Genomic DNA, 19,465 nt, shown 5'->3' with positions numbered 1-19,465 from the left:
AAGGAAAATCGTTGTTGATGCTACTGTATAACAAAAAAATCAATTCACTTTTCGAGCTTCACATTCACATTCCACATTCGTTTGTTTTAGACGATTTTTTAATAGCGCTTTCTGCTTTGGTGTTAGCAGTTGATAAACCTGATTATTAATGCGCGCAATTTCTACACCCAGGGCAACATTTTTTTCTGCTATTTTCTCAAGCTGCGAACGAACCTCAGCTTCATCAAAATCTTCTTCAGCCAAAAGCGCATTCAACTTTCGATGTTCATCCCGCATATCAATCAGCGGTTGCTCATACTGATGCTGCTTTTTGACTAAATTCCACATCTGTTCACGTTGCTGTTCAGTTAACGCTATTCCACCAAAGATATAACTATAGTTATATTGACTGTCTCGGTGATGGTTAAAGCTCCTCTTATAGCCATATGACATACAATATGGGTATGCGGCGGAAGAGTTAACCTCAGGAATATGATCCGTATCAGCAGTTTTAGCTAAAGCCCCTGTTGTTCTGAGAACAACCATTGACGCTAAAGCCAATATTGCTATGTTACGCATTAAATTTCCTCGCTTTCTCGAACAGCAGCATTCGATTCAGTGCGGATAACTATAACCCTGCGGCTGCAAACTAGCGTCAGAGCATGTAAAAGAACGTAAAGTCATGGAATAGCGAAGTTTGTTATCGTATTTTGCTCTTGGAGGAAGAATTAATGCATAAAATCTTATTAGTTGATGATGACCGCGAGCTGACATCGCTATTAAAAGAATTGCTCGAGATGGAAGGATTCAATGTTGTCATCGCCTACGATGGCGAACAGGCTTTACAATACATCGATTCTTCAATTGACCTATTGTTGCTGGACATCATGATGCCGCGCAAGAACGGCATTGAGACGCTGAAAGAGTTACGGCAATACCACCAGACTCCCGTTATCATGTTAACGGCTCGTGGTAGCGATTTAGACCGTGTTTTGGGATTAGAGCTGGGAGCTGATGACTATCTTCCCAAACCGTTTAACGATCGCGAACTGGTCGCCCGCATACGTGCCATCTTGCGCCGTTCCAACTGGAGTGAACAACAAGCTGATATTGGGACACCTATATTGGAGATTGATAAGTTACAACTCAATCCAGGCCGCCAAGAAGCCAGTTTTGATGGTACGATTTTAGATCTCACTGGTACTGAGTTCACCTTGCTTTATTTATTAGCGCAACATTTGGGGCAAGTCGTTTCTCGTGAACATTTAAGTCAGGAAGTATTGGGAAAACGTTTAACGCCTTTTGATCGGGCTATTGATATGCATATTTCGAATCTACGCCGTAAATTACCCGACAGAACGGATGAACTGCCATGGTTTAAGACATTACGCGGCCGTGGATACTTAATGGTTTCCGCAAAATGATCAACAGCTTGACAGCCCGTATATTCGCAATTTTTTGGTTCACGCTGGCACTCGTCCTAATGATAGCCTTAATGGCTCCCAAACTGGACTCACGGCAATTAACACCTCTTTTAGATAGCGAATATCAGTTGGGGGAAAAACTGGCAAAACAAGTAGAAGAAGAACTGATGCACGACTCTGGGAATGACTTATTCTGGTGGTTGCGTCTGGATCGTGCTATTGCTTTGTGGACTCCCCCTGGCCAACGCTTGCTCCTCGTCTCCAGTGAGGGGCTGATTAGTGACATTAATACCCCGCCCCATCAACAACAAGTTATCCGTAATTTTATCGGCCAATCCGATAACGCCGATCACCCCAAAAAGAAAAAATATGGCCGTTCGGAAATACTCGGCCCCTTTTCTGTCCGTGATGGAGAAGATCATTACCACCTCTATATCATTAGGCCAGCGGGCAGTCCACAATCAGATTTTATTAATTTGATGTTTGACCGGCCATTTTTACTGCCCGCAGCCACCATGTTAATTAGCGCCCCATTACTCTTATGGCTGTCATGGAGTCTGGCAAAACCCGCTCGTAAACTCAAAAATGCAGCCGATGATGTTGCGAAGGGAAACTTACGGCAACACCCTGAGCTGGAATCCGGTCCCCAAGAGTTTTTAGCCGCTGGCAGTAGTTTCAACCAGATGATCAGTGCATTGGAAAGGATGGTCACCGCCCAACAGCGGCTGATTTCCGATATCTCCCATGAACTGCGTACACCACTTACTCGCTTACAACTGGCGACCGCTTTACTACGCCGTCGTCACGGTGAAAGCAAGGAGCTGGAACGTATCGAAACAGAAACCCAACGTCTGGATGGCATGATTAATGACCTGCTAGTGCTTTCCCGCAATCAACATAAGAACGAATTGCTGCGCGAGAATATCAAAGCCCACGATATATGGTCTGACATCCTGGAGAATGCAAAATTTGAAGCTGAGCATATGAGCAAAACACTGGATATCGTCTCGCCTCCCGGAAACTGGATAATTTACTGTAACCCGGCAGCACTTGGCAGTGCACTGGAAAACATCGTCCGCAATGCACTACGTTACTCCAGCAACCATATTGCCGTTGCATTTAAGGCAGATAGCCAAGGCGTGACGATTAGCGTTGATGATGATGGCCCAGGAGTCACCCCAGAAGACCGAGAACATATCTTCCGGCCGTTTTATCGGACAGATGAGGCACGGGATAGAGAGTCCGGCGGAACCGGATTGGGGTTGGCGATAGTTGAAACGGCGGTAAGTCAGCATCGAGGTTGGGTGAAAGCAGAAGATAGCCCGTTAGGTGGGTTACGGTTGGTGATTTGGCTACCATTACATGGAAGATAGGCTGCTTTCGTCTTGAAATTTAGCTAGTTACAAAATGTAACAATTAAAGAAAAAAAAGCTATTATACTTGACCTCAATGCGTCGAGGGACTAATCTCGTCGCAGCTTAACACAAATCGTTGATATGTTAATTTTTGTTAAGCAAAAAATTCCTTTTATATTAACTGGATAAGTCAAATTGACACACACAACAGGCACTCTGGGAGCCGTAACCTAGTGCGGTAGCTTTGGTTATACATACAATTCATATTTCATAAAACTTCCTTCCAAATTCGGCATCAATCCTAAAATCAACTGAAAAATTTGAAAATGAAAACTCTGGTTACTGGTGGCGCAGGTTTTATTGGCTCTGCATTAATTCGACATATTATCAACCATACTAACGATAGCGTTATTAATGTTGACAAGCTAACTTACGCAGGCAACTTAGAGTCACTCAAAGAAATTGACAGTAGTTCACGTTATGCTTTTGAAAAAGCAGATATTTGTGATCAAAATAAGCTAGATAATATATTAGAACAATACCAGCCTGATGCTATTATGCACTTAGCTGCAGAAAGCCACGTAGACCGCTCAATCAGTGACCCTAGTGATTTTATTGAGACCAATATTATTGGTACTTACACTCTTCTTGAGGCTGCTAGAAGAAACTATTGGCAACAGCTATCCGAGGATAAAAAAGCCAAATTTATTTTTCATCATATTTCAACTGATGAAGTATATGGTGATTTACCTCATCCCGATCAATTCCCAGATGGTACTACTCTTCCTTTATTTACCGAAAAAACGGCCTATGCACCAAGTAGCCCGTACTCAGCATCAAAAGCATCCAGTGATCACTTAGTCAGAGCATGGCATAGAACCTACGGGCTACCAATAATAGTAACTAACTGTTCCAACAATTATGGTCCTTATCATGTTCCAGAGAAATTAATTCCTCTTGTTATTTTAAATGCATTAGAAGGTAAACCTTTACCTATGTATGGGAAAGGAGACCAAATCAGAGATTGGTTATACGTAGAAGATCATGCTAAAGCATTACATTTAGTTGTTAACACAGGTAAAAATGGAGAAACTTACAGTATTGGTGGTCATAACGAAAAAACTAATCTAGAAGTTGTCGATAAAATTTGCAAAATTTTGGATGAGTTAGTACCTAAAGAAGTTTCTTACCAAAAACAGATTACATTTATTCCTATCGGCCTGGTCATGATCGTCGTTATGCTATTGATGCAACAAAAATTAGCGTTGAATTAAATTGGCAACCACTTGAGACATTTGAAAGAGGCCTTCAAAAAACAGTAAAATGGTATCTCTCTAATAAAGAATGGTCCGAAAATATTCTTAAGAAAACTTATAAATATCAATTATCAGATTTGGGGAAACAAAATTGAAAGGAATTATTTTAGCTGGAGGTTCAGGAAGTCGTTTATATCCAATTACAAAAGGTATTTCTAAACAATTACTTCCTGTCTACGATAAGCCGATGATATACTATCCCTTATCTGTACTAATGCTTGCTGGGATCCGTGATATATTAATTATAACCACTCCAGAAGATAATATTAGTTTTCAGCGTCTCTTAGGTGATGGAAGCCAATTTGGGATTAATCTCCAATATACTATACAACCATCACCTGACGGATTAGCTCAAGCATTTATCCTAGGTGAAGATTTCATTGGAGATGATCAAGTTTGTCTTGTACTAGGTGATAATATCTTTTTTGGTCAATCTTTTGGAAAACAGCTAAAGAAAGTTTGTACCCGTACAGAAGGTGCTACAGTATTTGGTTATCAAGTGATGGATCCTGAAAGATTTGGTGTAGTTGAATTCAATGATTCTTTCCAAGCTTTATCTATAGAAGAAAAACCACAACATCCAAAATCTAATTGGGCAGTAACTGGATTATACTTTTATGATAACAATGTGATTAACATAGCAAAAAGTATAAAACCATCCAAACGTGGTGAATTGGAGATAACAAGCATAAATCAAGCTTATCTTGAAAAAGGCTTACTACACGTAGAACAATTAGGAAGAGGCTTTGCGTGGCTTGATACAGGAACTCATGATTCCTTATTAGATGCATCTCAATTTGTCCAAACTGTAGAAAAAAGACAAAGATTTAAAGTTGCCTGCTTAGAAGAAATTGCATTTAATCAAGGATGGATAAATCGAAATATGATTAGAGAGATTGGAAATAAACTCTCTAAAACTGGATATGGACAATACTTGTTAAACTTATCTAAGTAACTATGTAGATAATCATGAATATAATTCAAACCAAAATAGAAAATTTATTAATAATTGAACCCAAGATATTCGGTGATGAACGTGGTTTTTTTCATGAGATATATCAAAAACAACGATACAGAGATGCTGGTATTCCTATAGATTTTGTACAAGATAATCGTTCACGCTCTAGCAAAGGCGTTTTAAGAGGATTACATTTTCAAAAAACTAAACCACAGGGAAAATTAGTCACAGTTACACATGGCTCTGTATTTGATGTAGCAGTCGATTTACGACCTAATTCATCCACATTTGGTCAATATGAATCTGTTATTTTAACAGGTGAAAATTATCTTCAATTTTATATTCCCCCTGGATTCGCTCATGGTTTTTGCGTTCTAAGCGAATCCGCCGATTTCCAATATAAATGCACCGATTATTACGATCCAATTGACGAAGGGGGGCTTCTGTGGTCTGATCCTGACCTTTCAATTAACTGGCCTATTAATTCACCAGTTTTATCACCCAAGGATAGTGTTCTTCCTAATCTCAGTGAAATTAAAGAAAAATTACTTTATGGGTGGCAATAATGGGAATGTTTACTATATTTGGTGGCCGTGGCTTTATTGGTTCCAAAATTGTAGAAATATTATCACAACAAGGACATAAGGTATGGATTCCTCTTCGAGATGACAACAGTATTTTTGAAAAACCTCTCGGAACCGTTATATACTGTGCAGGAAATGGAAATTGCCAAGATACCCCTTTTAGCGTTCTTGAAGCTAACACCTGTTTATTAGCCAAGATCTTAGAAAAATCACAATTCAACCAATTACTATACATGTCGTCAACACGTGTATATATGAATAATGAAAATTCTAATGAAAATAGCGAATTAAAAGTTTGTATAGATGACAACCGCCGATTATTTAATCTAACTAAATTAGTTGCAGAAGAACTATGTCTTAAAAGCGGAAGAGATATTTGTATAGTACGTCCTAGTAATGTTTATGGTCTTGCAATAAATAGCCCTTTATTCTTACCATCTATTACTCGCTCAGCGATAGAGCATAGAAAAATCGATATGTATATAAAACGTGATTATGCCAAAGACTATGTTTCTGTCACTGATGTTGCCAATGCGTGCATATATCTATCGAAAAAAAAAGAAGCTGCAGGAAAAGTTATTAATATTGCTACTGGTTATAATATCAAAGCTGAAAAAATCGCAGATACGCTACAAAAAAATACTCAATGCAAAGTAATATGGCACCAAATTGAATTTCCAAATGAAAATTTCCCAATAACTGATATTTCTTTGCTAAAAAAATTAATGCCTTCATATTCTCCTCGCAATGTGATAGATGATATTGAAGAAATGATTCATAGTTTTAGGATAGAATTGAGTATCATACAATGAGTGGTTTTAGACGGTTAATAAAGAATTCAATTGCAAATATAATAAATGGATTTTCTAATGTTATTATGGGGATAATTATATCCCCTTTTCTCTTATCGACCCTATCAATTGATGAATTCTCTGTATGGAACTTAATGCTACAAGTCGGAACTTTCTTTTCTCTTTTAGGATATTGTGGTCAGATTTCAGTATCTCGCTATATAACAATTGCGAAAGCAAACAATAGCTTTTCTGAGGAAAATAAAACTATAAAATATGCTCTACAAATATGTTTAATTAGTGTGATTATTTCTATAACAATATTATTAATATTATTAATATGTTATTCATTTAAAGATATATTCAATGATATTGATTATAAAAAAATTAAAAATGTAGAACCATCTTTCTTTTTAGTTTCCTTATCTTTTATATTAAGCTTAATCCCTTCTGTATTTATTGGATATTTTACAGGTATAGAAAGAAATGACATACCTGCAACTATAAATTTATTTTCCAAAGTTATAATTGGAACAGGTATTATAATTTCATCATCATATGGAATTTTCTATATGTCATTTTTATATTTCCTATTAAATTTACTATCCTATTTCTTTATTTATTTATTTTACAATAAGACAAGATCATCAAAAGTAAATTTCCCAATACATAAAAAAATATCGTTTACACTCAAGGAATATATTTTATATTATTTTAGTATTTTTGTTTTTAATTTTTCTATGTTTTTAATTACAGGGTTTAACAGCATACTTGTTGGCAAATACGCATTCAATGAATTTGCATTTTACTCATTAGCAATGACTCTTACTTCAGCTGCTATCAGTTTTTTGAATGCCGGATTAACCCCTATTTTGCAACCAATTATCAAATACTCCCAAAGCAATCAAGAAAAAAACATTACTGATTTAGTTTATAACTTAACCATCATGTTTTTATTAATTTCCATCGCTACCATCATTGTAATGCCTTTTATTGGTCATTTTATTCTAACATTATGGATAAGTGATGAGATATCAAATAAAACCTATAATATTTTCCTGTGTCTATTATCAGTCAATTTATTCAGAATGATTGGTGCACCTTTGGGTTTAGTATATGTGGCAAATGCTAAACAACATAAAATCATGCACTTACCCTTTATTGAAGGAAGTATAAGTGCAACATTGACATTTTTCTTGCTCAGTCATTACGGAATGTATGCTGTACCAATAAGTATGATTTGTGCAATGATTATCATTTTTCTTATATATAATTTTAATTTATTAAAAATACTTACCGTAAATCCTTATCACCGTGAATTTAATATAATTTTCTTACTAATGCCTTCAGTAATGGTATATATTCTTTATACTTCTATACATGATAAAATAATCATATACAATTCTATCCTAACAAATATTATAGCTATAATATTACTACTCATTATTTTGGTGAAAATTATAAAAAACATAACCAATATAAAACAACTACTTGAGAATTCATACTGAGCTATGGCATAGCAAGATAACATTACAACATTAAAGGTAAACTTTCTTTATATATAAGCAGGTTCATATTAGCAATAATACTTTCGTTCATAATGAGGCAACATTCATTGTTTCTGATAATAAGAAATCTAAAATCAATATGAGAAAAGAAAGAAATATTTTTCATTCCGTATCTCATTACTAGGGCGTGTTGACGTTTTGTGAGGGGAATTTGAACAGAATGATGATCTGGTATCATTGTCTTCGCGAAAAAACCATTACTCCAGCTCATCATGCCAAGAACAATGTTATCAAAATCTTTATGGAATACGCTAGCTGTATTGATGCAACAACATGGATGCATTTACTACAAAGAAGAACATTACCTAACTTTCGAAGGGATACTTTATCGAATGAGAACGGGATGTCCGTGGCGGGATTTACCCGAGGAATTCGGAAAATAGAATACCCTTTTTAAGCGTTTCAATACCTGGTCAAAAAAAGGGATTTTTGCGCTATTATTCAAATTGTTATCTGAGAATACGGATACCGAGTGGTTATTCATTGATGGCAGTATTGTGCGTGCTCATCAATACAGTTCAGGAGCCGTATCACCGGAAGATGAAGCCATTGGCAAGAGTCGGGGTGGGCGTTCTACAAAAATTCATTTGGCTGTAGACAGTTACGGGCTGCCCGTGCATTTTGAGCTGTCAGGGGGCCAAACACATGACATTGTCCATGCGGAAAGTTTAGTTGCACATTCACCCACATCCGATTTTGTGATTGCGGATAAAGGTTACGAGAGTAACGTGTTCAGAAGATTCGTTGAAAAACGAGGTTCGAAAACAGTGATTCCTTATCGAAAAAACAGCCGAAAATCAGATAAGAATATTGATGATGTTTTATACCGTTATCGGCATTTGGTCGAAAATGCGTTTGCCAGAATAAAACATTTTCGAGCTATTGCGACAAGATACGATAAATTAGCCCGAAATTATGCCAGCATGTTGGCGCTGGCATTTGTCATGATATGGCTATCCATGTGGGTTGAGTAAATGATAAACGGTAAACGTCAACACGCCCTAATCTAAAAATTAATTGAAGATGCTTGATTTTTCATTCTTATCAGATCAAGATTGCACCCATGAAAATTACTCTGACAGTGGCCCAAAAAGAAGCCCTCGAATTGATGCACGATACGACTCACGATAGGCGAGTAGTGACCGCATCAAGGCGGTGCTTTTGACCTCAGAGGGGTGGATTGCCCAGATGATTGCGCAGGCTTTGCGGATCCATGAAAGCACGGTGAGCCGCCATCTGAAAGATTACTTCTCTGAGAAAAAACTCGCCCCGGAAAATGGCGACTCTGAAAGCCGTTTATCGGCCGAACAAACAGCAGAATTAGTTGAGTATCTGACGGCAAATTTGATGCACACTACCGCACAAATTGTGGCCTATGTCCAGGCACGATGGCAGGTGATTTTCACCGTGGCCGGGATGACAAAATGGCTCCACCGTCAGGGGTTCCGCTACAAGAAGCCAATGGGAACGCCTCATAAATTCGATGCGGATAAACAGCAACAATTTAAATTTACTGAGGACTACAGCGTGCTGAAAGCGGAATGTGGCCAACATGAGCCGATTTTGTTTATTGATGCCATCATCCTACCCAGCCCACAAAATTAACTTACGACTGGATGAAGCGCGGAAGAGAGCATGTCAAAGTGGTCGAAACCACAGGCAGCCGTCCCCGCCTCAACATCATGGGTGCACTCAATTTACAACGAATTGAAGACACCGTGATCCGTGAATATCCGAGTATCAATGCCGAAAACATCGCATATTTCTTCGGCGCGCTCCGGGAAACTTACCCACTTTCGCAAAAAATCCACATTATTCTGGATGGGGCAGGTTACCACCGGGCAGAGTTGGTGAAAGATATTGTGTATGTCCTGAATATTGAATTGCATTACCTACAGCCTTACAGCCCAAACCTCAATCCGATAGAGCGATTGTGGAAGTATATGAATGAGCAAGTGCGTAACAGTGTCTATTTTCCGGATACGAAGACGTTCAGTGAAACACTTCATCACTTTTTTCATGTCACGTTGCCAGAAAAAGCCAGTGAACTCATTACCCGGCTGACTGATAATTTCCAGATTTTAAAACCCGCATCTTCAAGTTAATTGCGTATATAAGATTGCCAGAAATCCAGAAAAATAATAAATATTTATGATAAAGTTAATGAAAAACGGAACACCAAAATGATAATAAATAAAATAATATCAAAATGTTATTTATTATTTTCACAGTTTAAATATAGAATCCTGATGAATTCTTTTGGCAATCATAGCAAGATAATATCTCCTATGATGATTTCCAATCACAAATTTATATCTATTGGAAAGAATGTATTCATCCGAAACGGTATAAGATTAGAAGTAGTTGATCCTCAAAATGATATTGTTATCAAAATAGGTAATAATGTTAATATTGAACAAAATGTGCATATAGTTGGTCGCTGTAAAATTGAAATAGGTAACAATGTTACAATTACTGGTGGGTGCTCTATAGTAGATGTTATTCATCCATACGAAGATATAGATGACTCACGCAAAATAGGCGACAGAATATCTACATCATTTTATCCGGTTTCCATAGGAGATTATTCATTTATAGGTTATGGTTCTCATATCAATCCAGGTGTTAGTATTGGAAAATATTGTATCATTGGAGCCAAATCAGTCGTAACAAAAAATATTCCCGATTATTGTGTTGTCGCAGGAACTCCTGCAAAAATCATAAAAAAATATTGTCACAAAAATAAAATGTGGATTAAAGTTACGAACTTTACTAATATACAAGATAAAAAGGTTTATCTAAATGAATAAAGTAAGTCTAGTTACAGTTTTATTTAACTGCTCAGAAGTTCTACCAGATTTCTTCTCCGGTTTAGCCAAACAGGACTATACTGATTATCATTTATACATAATTGATAATAGCACTAACAATGATTCCATTGATGAAGCCAGACTGCTTATTAATAAATTCAATCTAATTGACAAAACAACCTTAATAAAGAATGAAAATAATTTAGGAATAGCTAAAGCAAATAATCAAGGCATCCAACTTTCTCTCGATAATGGCTCACATTATACATTACTTCTAAATAATGATATTATCTGGAAAAGTAATAATGTTATCTCTACAATGGTTAACTATTCCTGTCTAAATAATGTCGATATAATAGTACCAAAGATTTTATATCATGATACTCATAAGATTTGGTGTGCTGGAGGAGGATTCATTAAATATAAAGGAGTTACTTTCCATCGTGGAGAAAATGAAATTGACAATGGGCAATATGATCATATAGAAGAAACAGAATATTCACCCACTTGCTTTATGTTGATTAATAATCAAGTATTCCGTGATGTAGGATTAATGGATGAACGTTTTTTTGTTTATTATGATGATACAGATTTTGTATGGAGAGCAACTTCTAAAGGTAAAAAATTATTTTACTTTGGCCAAGTAACAATCTGTCATAAAGTTAGTAGTAGTACTGGAGGCAAACTTTCTCCATTTAGTGTTTATCAAATTTCGAGAAATAAAATATGGTTTACTCGTAAAAATTATAGTCTACCTATGTTTTTTGTTTCATTATTATATCTTATATTAACTCTTCCATTATGTTTCACGCGCATTAAAAATCCCATATTAAGAAAAAGACTGCTAGCCGGCATAATAGATGGTTTTTTTAATATGCCGAAACATCAAAAAAACCTCCAGTAATCTTACATAATTTTAAAGTATATAAATTATTCATTTTCCTATACATATAGAGTAAATACATCGGAGTATTTGCTTTTTCACGTGGGGACTCACAGTGCTTTACGCAGCTTTTTTCCTCTCACTATTTGAGAAGTGGTCATTGAAATATCATTTCAAATTAGATTTCTCATATGATCTGTTAGTCACATTAATATTTTTTACTTTAATACTAATTAATTCATTATATAAAGACAATTCAAACTACTTGAGAATATTTATTACTATTGTGGTCTTTATATCTATATTTTCATTTCTATTTTCATCAGTTAAACTATATAATTTCACAGTTAATGAAATTGTAATTTTAGGAGGGATATCATTAGCATATATATCATATAAAAACAGAGGCTGTTTTAAATTAGATAAGTTCATAAAAATAAACATGATTTATATATTTGCTTGCTTTGTTTTTTATTTATACTGCAAATTCATATATATTGATTATTCAATTTTTAATTTAATTAACGCCGAATCCGGATACTTATATCCATTTTATTCATATGGTGGATTCACTTTGACTTTTAGTGAACCATCATTTGCTGGGTGTTATTTGGTAACTATGCTGTCAATTATTTATTCCAGTAAAAATTATAATACCATCGGAAAAAACATAATAATAACAAGCATTTTTATAATTTTAATATATTTATCTAAATCAAAAATATCATTAGTTGCCGGAATAATATTAGTCACATTCAATATTCTGAAAAACATAAAGATCTTAACACCAATTTTAAAAATAATTATTGTATTTTATCTACCATTTACGATCTTGGGTTCCTTGATAATTTCCATCTTCAATATACATCCAACATTTATTGAATTGCTTCCTGGAGCAAGTAGGGAGTCATTTTATTCCAGATTTTTCTTTATATTTACACGTTTTCACTATATCACTTCAGATATATTTGGTTTCTCCTCTGCTTTATCGGTTTCAACTATAAAAGACACTATCATAAATTACACAAGCAATATACCAATGATATATAAAAACGAACTAATAGGGTATATAAAAAATCCATTATATTTCGTCCCAAAAGATTACATCTCTCTTATAACATATAGTTTTGGAATACCATCATTAATCATTTTCTCCATTATTCAATATACAATTTGTCACCTGGTAATAAACAAAAAACTAAAATACGAATCTAATAACATGATATTGATGCTATTTTTATTCCTTTCATTTTCGATTAATCTTACGTCAGTTTCTATACTTATGCTACTGCCGTTATTTTTCCAGAACGAATCAAATACCAAAACTAGTCATCAAGCTTACATTGAATGAGTCATATAAAATAATATGCGTATAATTTATATATCTCCATATCTGGATAATTCATCATTTGGCGGAAGTGTGGCATCATGGTCAAATCTTGATAAACTAAAACTACATTATGAATTTGTATATAGTATTCATATCAATCGTACTCATAACGATAAAGTTGATTACAATATCAAAGGTAATAAAAATAAGCTCTTAACAGCTCTATCAAACTTACTGTTATATTCAGGACGAATGAATTATAATTCAGAAAAAAAAATATTAAAAATAATAAAAGAAATAAATCCTACTATTGTTTATTTAGATAGTAGCTATTTAGGAAGGTTATCCAAACTAATTAAGAAACATTCTCCGTCAATAAAAATCATTAGTTTCTTCCATAATATTGAACTTGATTTTGAAATAAACAGATTAAAATCAGGTCAAATATATTTTCTTCCATCATTTTTATCAGCCATTTATAATGAAAAACTAGCAGTAAAATATTCAGATGCTATAATAGCATTGCATGAAAGTGACTCTCAAAGATGCTTTGAAATTTATGGAAGATCTGCTGACTATCTACTACCTATTTCATTAAGCGAATCTATTGGTGTAAAAAACACACCAACAACGTCTTATTCAAAGAGAGAAAAACCTGTAATCGGTTTTATTGGAACAGCTTTTTACGCAAACATAGAGGCAGTAAAGTATATTGTTAATAATATTGCCAATGAAATACACGATGCTGATTTCATTATTGTAGGAAGAGGATTTGAGAATTATAAGAACAAATTTGAGCGAGACAACGTTAAAGTAATTGGTTCTATTGATTCTATACCTGACTTCTATAAGTCAGTTGATTTTATTTTATCTCCAGTTTTCACTGGAGCTGGTATGAAAGTAAAAATTGCAGAGGCTCTTGCATATAATAAACTAATTATTGCATCATCATTTTCTCTAATTGGTTATGAAAAAATAGTGGATAACAAAGCTGTAATATCTTGTGTTAATAAAAATGATTTCATAAAAAACATAAAACTAACTTTATCCAAAATTAAAGAATCAGGTGAATCAGATTTCAATTCCAGAATAAAGTTTGAAAAGTTTTATTCTGGTGAGTTATTGGCTTATAATCTAAAAATTTTTATTGATGGATTGTTAGATAAAAATTACGATAAATAAAATATCCTTGTATCTTAAGTCATGACTCCAAAGTGTTAATTTGATATTATTACGCTTTTCAAAGGGGGGCATCATGACTGTCACGATAGAAGTGGTTCGCCGATACTGTGCTAATACGTAAGCACGGAACAGGTAAAGCGGGTTTTCCGCGCTATTACTGCAAAGACTGCCAGAAAACCTTTCAACTTCACTATCGTTACAATGGTCATAAACCCAGCATGAAAGAAAAAGTGATTGGTATGGCGATGAATGGTTCGGGTGTCAGGGATACAGGTCGTGTTTTGGGCATCGGCATCAACGCGGTTATACGCGGGGACTTTAAAAAAACTCTCACCAAATCAGGTAACATCAAGGCAGGAGGCTTACAATGATGTCACGCTCATTTGCGAGTTGGATGAACAGTGGTCTTTCGTCGGTAACAAAAAACAACGTCATTGGCTTTGGCATCCTTTGATACCAAAAGAAAACAAATCATTACCCATGTATTTGGCCACCGAAACGATGAAACTTAACTTACGGCTGGATGAAGCGCGGAAGAGAGCATGTCAAAGTGTCGAAACCACAGACAGCCGCCCCGCCTTAACATCATGGGTGCACTCAATTTACAACGAATTGAAGACACCATTATTCGTGAATATCCGGCGATTAATGCGAAAAATGTGGTTCTGTTTTTCGGTGAAATTCGGAAAACTTACCCGCTTTCACAAAAAATCCACCTTGTTCTGGATGGTGCGGGTTATCACCGTTCTGAAATCGTTCAATTTTTTGCCGAAGTGTTAAATATTGAGTTGCACTATCTACCGCCTTATAGCCCGAATCTCAATCCCATTGAGCGATTATGGAAATACGTGAACGAACAAGTGCGAAATAACGTCTATTTTCCGGATGCCAAAACCTTCCGTGAAACCCTTCATCATTTTTTTCATGTTACGTTGCCAAAAAAGCCAGTGAGCTTATTACCCGGTTAACTGATAATTTCCAGATCCTAAAACCTGCATCTTCAAGTTAATTGCGTATATAATTCACTTTCTTACTATTCACACTCACATTGTGGAAGATAACAAAGCATCTTCCATGAGTTAATATGAAATACATAAGAATCAAACCGCTATGAACTTAATCCATTTCTGCTAAAAATAAAATCAAAACTATTATTTCCCATTGTCTAGAATGAGGTTTTTTTAGATATTAACATGAAAATATCACTAATACATGAGTGGCTAGTTAGTTATGCAGGATCTGAACAAGTATCAGCAAGTATATTGCGTTTATATCCTCACGCAAATTTATTTTCCTTAGTCGATTTTTTGCCTGACGAGCAAAGAGTCAATTTGGAAAATAAAGTAGCTACTACATCATTTATACAAAAATTACCAAAAGCGAATAAATTTTACCAAAAATATTTACCTCTAATGCCGTTAGCTGTAGAACAATTTGATGTTAGTAATGCCGATATAGTGATATCAAGCTCTCATGCAGTTGCCAAAGGTGTGTTAACTGGCCCAGATCAATTACATATCAGTTATGTCCATTCTCCAATGCGTTATGCATGGGATTTACAACACCAATACCTAAGAGAATCGGGGTTAAATAAAGGTTTCAAAGGTTGGATCGCCAAATGGCTGTTACATAAATTACGGCAATGGGATTACCGCACAGCTAATGGAGTTGATTATTTTATTGCCAACTCTCATTTTATCGCCAGACGAATCAAAAAAGTTTATGGCCGGGATGCGACTGTTATCTATCCACCAGTCGCCGTAGATGATTTTCCTTGTGTTGAACAAAAAGAAGATTTTTATTTCACTGCTTCACGCATGGTGCCCTATAAAAAGATGGATCTGATCGTTGAAGCCTTCACTCAAATGCCGGACAAAAAACTGGTTGTGGTAGGTAATGGCAGTGAATATAAACGGATTTCTACACTGGCTGATGGTCATTCCAATATTATTTTACTAGGTTACCAGCCGTTTGAAGAGCTTAAATCTCATATGCAACGAGCCAAGGCTTTTGTATTCGCAGCTGAAGAAGACTTTGGTATCACTCCTGTTGAGGCACAAGCCTGTGGAACCCCCGTCATTGCTTTTGGTAAAGGCGGTGCTCTCGAAACAGTCCGGCCATTAGGAAATGATAAGCCAACAGGATTATTTTTCGAAGAACAGGGGGTGGAATCACTCTGTTCAGCAGTGGAACATTTTGAGCGTAACATTAATCAGTTTCATCCTCAATTCTGTCGAAAAAATGCCGAACGCTTTTCAGAAGCAAGATTTGCTCGGGAATTTGCTTCCTTTGTCGAAGATAAATGGCAGGAGTTTCAGGCAAAAAAGCAAATTCATTATTAATTAATTGAGATATTTTTATGACTTCAGTTGTTCCCGTCATCATGGCTGGTGGTTCCGGCAGTCGATTATGGCCTCTTTCCCGCGAGTTATACCCAAAACAATTTCTTAAACTTGATGGTGAATTCACTATGTTGCAGACAACTGTGCAACGTTTGAATGAGCTATCGACAGAATCGCCTTTAGTTATTTGCAACGAAGAACATCGTTTTTTAGTCGCCGAACAGCTACGACATCTAGGCAAATTAGGGCACAACATTATCCTCGAGCCATTAGGACGTAATACAGCGCCAGCAATTGCCTTAGCAGCACTTACCGCTCTTCAAACCGTAGACAATGATGAAGATCCTCTGTTATTAGTCTTAGCGGCAGATCATGTAATTCGAGATGAAAAAACCTTTACACAGGTAGTACAGCAGGCAATTCCCCATGCTGATGCAGGCAAACTTGTTACTTTCGGCATAGTTCCTACCCATGCAGAAACTGGATATGGCTATATTCAGCGTGGGACCGAATATAAGGGTGTCTTTACAGTAGAGCAATTCGTTGAAAAACCAGATATTGTTACCGCAGAACAGTATTTACAAAGTGGTGAATATTACTGGAACAGTGGCATGTTTCTGTTTCGCGCCAGTCGCTTTCTGCAAGAACTTAAAACGTTCCGACCCGATATTTATTCAGCTTGTGTAGCTGCTGTAGGAACTGTCAATCCCGACCTCGATTTTGTTCGAGTGGATAAGTCAGCATTTCTCTCCTGTCCAAGTGAATCAATTGATTATGCAGTGATGGAAAAAACAACGGATGCAGTTGTCATTCCTCTGTCGGCTGGCTGGTCTGATGTCGGTTCATGGTCTTCTTTGTGGGATATATCGGAAAAAGACGACGATGGTAATGTATTTAGAGGTGATGTCCTACAGTACAACAGCAACGGCAATTATGTCTATTCTGAAAACAGCCTTGTCAGTCTCGTCGGTGTAAAAAACTTGGTTGTAGTTCAGACCAAAGATGCCGTTCTGGTTGTGGATCAAACTCAAGTTCAAGATGTCAAAAAGATTGTCGAAAGTCTGAAACGATCTGGTCGTTCAGAACATCGTTTGCATCGGGAGATTTATCGCCCCTGGGGGAAATACGATTCCATAGATAAAGGGAAACGCTATCAAGTTAATCGAATTACCGTAAGACCAGGTGAAAGCTTATCTACCCAAATGCATCACCATCGTGCTGAACATTGGATTGTTGTGGCAGGAACAGCACGGGTAACTCAAGGAAATAACTCCTATTTGGTTACTGAGAATGAATCTACCTATATACCAGTAGGTGTTGTCCATACACTGGAAAATCCGGGTAAGGTTCCACTGGAAGTAATCGAAATCCAATCAGGCAATTACCTTGGAGATGATGATATTGTTCGTCTCAATGATCGTTATGGCAGAGTGGAAATAGAAAAAGATGAATAATAAAAAACTAAATAGCCGAGAAGTTATTGCTGGTAGTGGCATTGCTTTTGGTACTAGTGGCGCCCGTGGTTTGGTCATTGATTTCACGCCAGATGTCTGTTCAGCTTTTATCCATGCTTTTGTATCAGTAATGCAGAAACAATATGACGTTTCTCAAATTGCATTAGCTATCGATAACCGGCCTAGTAGCCCTGATATGGCAATGGCTTGTGCAACAGCACTTCGTCAGATAGGGATTGAACCCATTTATTATGGTGTAGTACCTACACCAGCACTTGCCTATAAGGCGATGCAAGATAGCATGCCATGTATTATGATTACTGGCAGCCATATTCCCTTTGACCGTAATGGCCTCAAATTTTATCGGCCTGATGGGGAAATTTCCAAGGCAGATGAAGAGGCTATCTTATCCGCCGAGGTTATTTTTGAACCTCTGACTGAGATGATAAAACTAACTGTCTTATCAGATGCCGCAGAAGCCTATATAAATCGTTACCGCTCTCTGTTTTCCGAAAGCTTGCTAGCAGGAAAACGTATAGGTATCTACGAACACTCCAGTGCTGGACGTGATCTTTATGCTCTTCTCTTCAGCTCATTAGGCGCTGAAGTCATTTCACTTGAACGTACTGACGAATTCGTTCCTATCGATACGGAAGCTGTTGCGGAAGAAGATAAAATTAAAGCCAAAAATTGGTCTAATGAATTTAACCTAGACTGTATTTTTTCAACGGATGGTGACGGTGATCGCCCTTTGTTGGCTGATGAACATGGAGAATGGTTAAGGGGTGACATAGTAGGATTATTGTGTGCTGATGCTTTAGGGATAGAGGCTTTGGCAATCCCAGTAAACTGCAATAGTGCCGTACAAAGCTGTGGTCGTTTTGCCAATATTACCTTAACTAAAATTGGTTCTCCCTATGTGATTGCCGAATTTAAGTCACTTTCAAACCAATTTAAACGTATTGCTGGTTTTGAAGCTAATGGCGGTTTCTTGCTCGGCAGTAATATTAATGTAGCAGGCAGAATATTAGCTACCCTTCCTACCCGCGATGCGCTTTTACCAGCACTTATGATATTAAGTGTAAGCAAAGATAAGGGTATTTCTTCACTAGTGAACGCTCTCCCTCCACGTTACACGTATTCTGACAGGCTTAAAGAGTTTCCTACAGCGTTGAGTCAAGTCATTTTAAATCAAGGGATTCAAGCGCCAGAAAAATTACTAGCTTCATTGGGATTCAATGATTGTCAAATCATTCATATCGACCTTACTGATGGTTTAAGAATGACCCTTGATAACAATATTATTGTCCATCTACGCCCATCAGGTAATGCACCAGAACTACGTTGTTACTCTGAAGCTGGCACTTTATGTAAAGCAAAAGAAGTTGTTACAACCTGCCTAAGTGCACTCGCAACTCAAAGATAATTATATCATACACGGCAGAGAACTTAGTTCGGCACTCTGCCGAATACTATTTTGAATTTAGGT

The 19,465-nt window shown here is 36.4% G+C and carries 14 protein-coding genes and 4 pseudogenes; 17 read left to right on the top strand and 1 reads right to left on the bottom strand.

The window, feature by feature from the left end; genetic code table 11:
- Nucleotides 1-39: 39 nt before the first annotated feature.
- Entirely contained in the window at nt 40-558 is a 519-nt protein-coding gene (locus tag WDV75_RS21720; protein ID WP_273557753.1) for a Spy/CpxP family protein refolding chaperone, read from the bottom strand.
- A gap of 152 nt (nt 559-710) precedes the next feature.
- On the opposite strand from WDV75_RS21720, the gene cpxR reads away from it, so the two are divergent.
- From cpxR to WDV75_RS21635, 17 genes and pseudogenes are all read left to right on the top strand, one after another.
- Nucleotides 711-1,403, top strand: a complete 693-nt coding sequence (cpxR, locus tag WDV75_RS21715; RefSeq protein WP_273557754.1) for an envelope stress response regulator transcription factor CpxR — start codon at nt 711-713, stop codon at nt 1,401-1,403.
- Complete coding sequence (cpxA, locus tag WDV75_RS21710; protein WP_273557755.1) at nt 1,400-2,776, top strand: envelope stress sensor histidine kinase CpxA; 1,377 nt, start codon at nt 1,400-1,402, stop codon at nt 2,774-2,776. The genes cpxR and cpxA overlap by 4 nt, the downstream gene beginning before the upstream one ends.
- Before the next feature lie 308 nt (nt 2,777-3,084).
- A pseudogene (rfbB, locus tag WDV75_RS21705) lies at nt 3,085-4,169 on the top strand (dTDP-glucose 4,6-dehydratase).
- Nucleotides 4,166-5,029 carry a glucose-1-phosphate thymidylyltransferase RfbA gene (gene rfbA, locus WDV75_RS21700; protein ID WP_273557756.1) on the top strand — a complete coding sequence of 288 codons (864 nt, stop codon included), beginning with the start codon at nt 4,166-4,168 and terminating at the stop codon, nt 5,027-5,029. The pseudogene rfbB and the gene rfbA overlap by 4 nt, the downstream one beginning before the upstream one ends.
- Before the next feature lie 14 nt (nt 5,030-5,043).
- On the top strand, nt 5,044-5,598 hold the full coding sequence (rfbC, locus tag WDV75_RS21695; protein ID WP_273557757.1) for a dTDP-4-dehydrorhamnose 3,5-epimerase: 555 nt from the start codon (nt 5,044-5,046) through the stop codon (nt 5,596-5,598).
- Nucleotides 5,598-6,428 (top strand): NAD-dependent epimerase/dehydratase family protein, encoded by an 831-nt coding sequence (locus tag WDV75_RS21690; RefSeq protein WP_273557758.1) that lies wholly within the window; start codon nt 5,598-5,600, stop codon nt 6,426-6,428. Before rfbC ends, WDV75_RS21690 begins: the two co-directional genes overlap by 1 nt.
- Nucleotides 6,425-7,915, top strand: coding sequence for a lipopolysaccharide biosynthesis protein (locus WDV75_RS21685; RefSeq protein ID WP_273557759.1), 1,491 nt, complete (start codon nt 6,425-6,427; stop codon nt 7,913-7,915). The genes WDV75_RS21690 and WDV75_RS21685 overlap by 4 nt, the downstream gene beginning before the upstream one ends.
- A gap of 272 nt (nt 7,916-8,187) precedes the next feature.
- A pseudogene (locus WDV75_RS21680) lies at nt 8,188-8,949 on the top strand (IS5 family transposase).
- An 89-nt stretch (nt 8,950-9,038) separates the two neighbouring features.
- A pseudogene (locus tag WDV75_RS21675) lies at nt 9,039-10,080 on the top strand (IS630 family transposase).
- Between the two features lie 183 nt (nt 10,081-10,263).
- Nucleotides 10,264-10,785 (top strand): acyltransferase, encoded by a 522-nt coding sequence (locus tag WDV75_RS21670; RefSeq protein WP_338860465.1) that lies wholly within the window; start codon nt 10,264-10,266, stop codon nt 10,783-10,785.
- Complete coding sequence (locus WDV75_RS21665; RefSeq protein WP_273557761.1) at nt 10,778-11,689, top strand: glycosyltransferase family 2 protein; 912 nt, start codon at nt 10,778-10,780, stop codon at nt 11,687-11,689. Before WDV75_RS21670 ends, WDV75_RS21665 begins: the two co-directional genes overlap by 8 nt.
- Before the next feature lie 1,399 nt (nt 11,690-13,088).
- Nucleotides 13,089-14,180, top strand: coding sequence for a glycosyltransferase (locus WDV75_RS21660; RefSeq protein ID WP_273557762.1), 1,092 nt, complete (start codon nt 13,089-13,091; stop codon nt 14,178-14,180).
- Between the two features lie 107 nt (nt 14,181-14,287).
- On the top strand, nt 14,288-14,551 hold the full coding sequence (locus tag WDV75_RS21655; RefSeq protein ID WP_273557764.1) for an IS1-like element transposase: 264 nt from the start codon (nt 14,288-14,290) through the stop codon (nt 14,549-14,551).
- A 137-nt stretch (nt 14,552-14,688) separates the two neighbouring features.
- A pseudogene (locus tag WDV75_RS21650) lies at nt 14,689-15,189 on the top strand (IS630 family transposase); the annotation flags it as partial.
- A 184-nt stretch (nt 15,190-15,373) separates the two neighbouring features.
- Nucleotides 15,374-16,522: a glycosyltransferase family 4 protein gene (locus WDV75_RS21645; RefSeq protein ID WP_273557766.1), complete on the top strand. Its 1,149-nt coding sequence runs from the start codon at nt 15,374-15,376 to the stop codon at nt 16,520-16,522.
- A gap of 17 nt (nt 16,523-16,539) precedes the next feature.
- Nucleotides 16,540-17,976 (top strand): mannose-1-phosphate guanylyltransferase/mannose-6-phosphate isomerase, encoded by a 1,437-nt coding sequence (locus WDV75_RS21640; RefSeq protein ID WP_273557767.1) that lies wholly within the window; start codon nt 16,540-16,542, stop codon nt 17,974-17,976.
- A complete protein-coding gene (locus WDV75_RS21635; protein ID WP_273557768.1) occupies nt 17,969-19,402 on the top strand; it encodes a phosphomannomutase in 1,434 nt (477 codons plus the stop codon). The genes WDV75_RS21640 and WDV75_RS21635 overlap by 8 nt, the downstream gene beginning before the upstream one ends.
- The last annotated feature ends 63 nt before the right edge of the window (nt 19,403-19,465 follow it).

The organism is Xenorhabdus griffiniae (assembly GCF_037265215.1).
Classification (GTDB): Bacteria; Pseudomonadota; Gammaproteobacteria; order Enterobacterales; family Enterobacteriaceae; genus Xenorhabdus; species Xenorhabdus griffiniae.
This window is presented reverse-complemented; position numbering and strand designations above follow the sequence as displayed.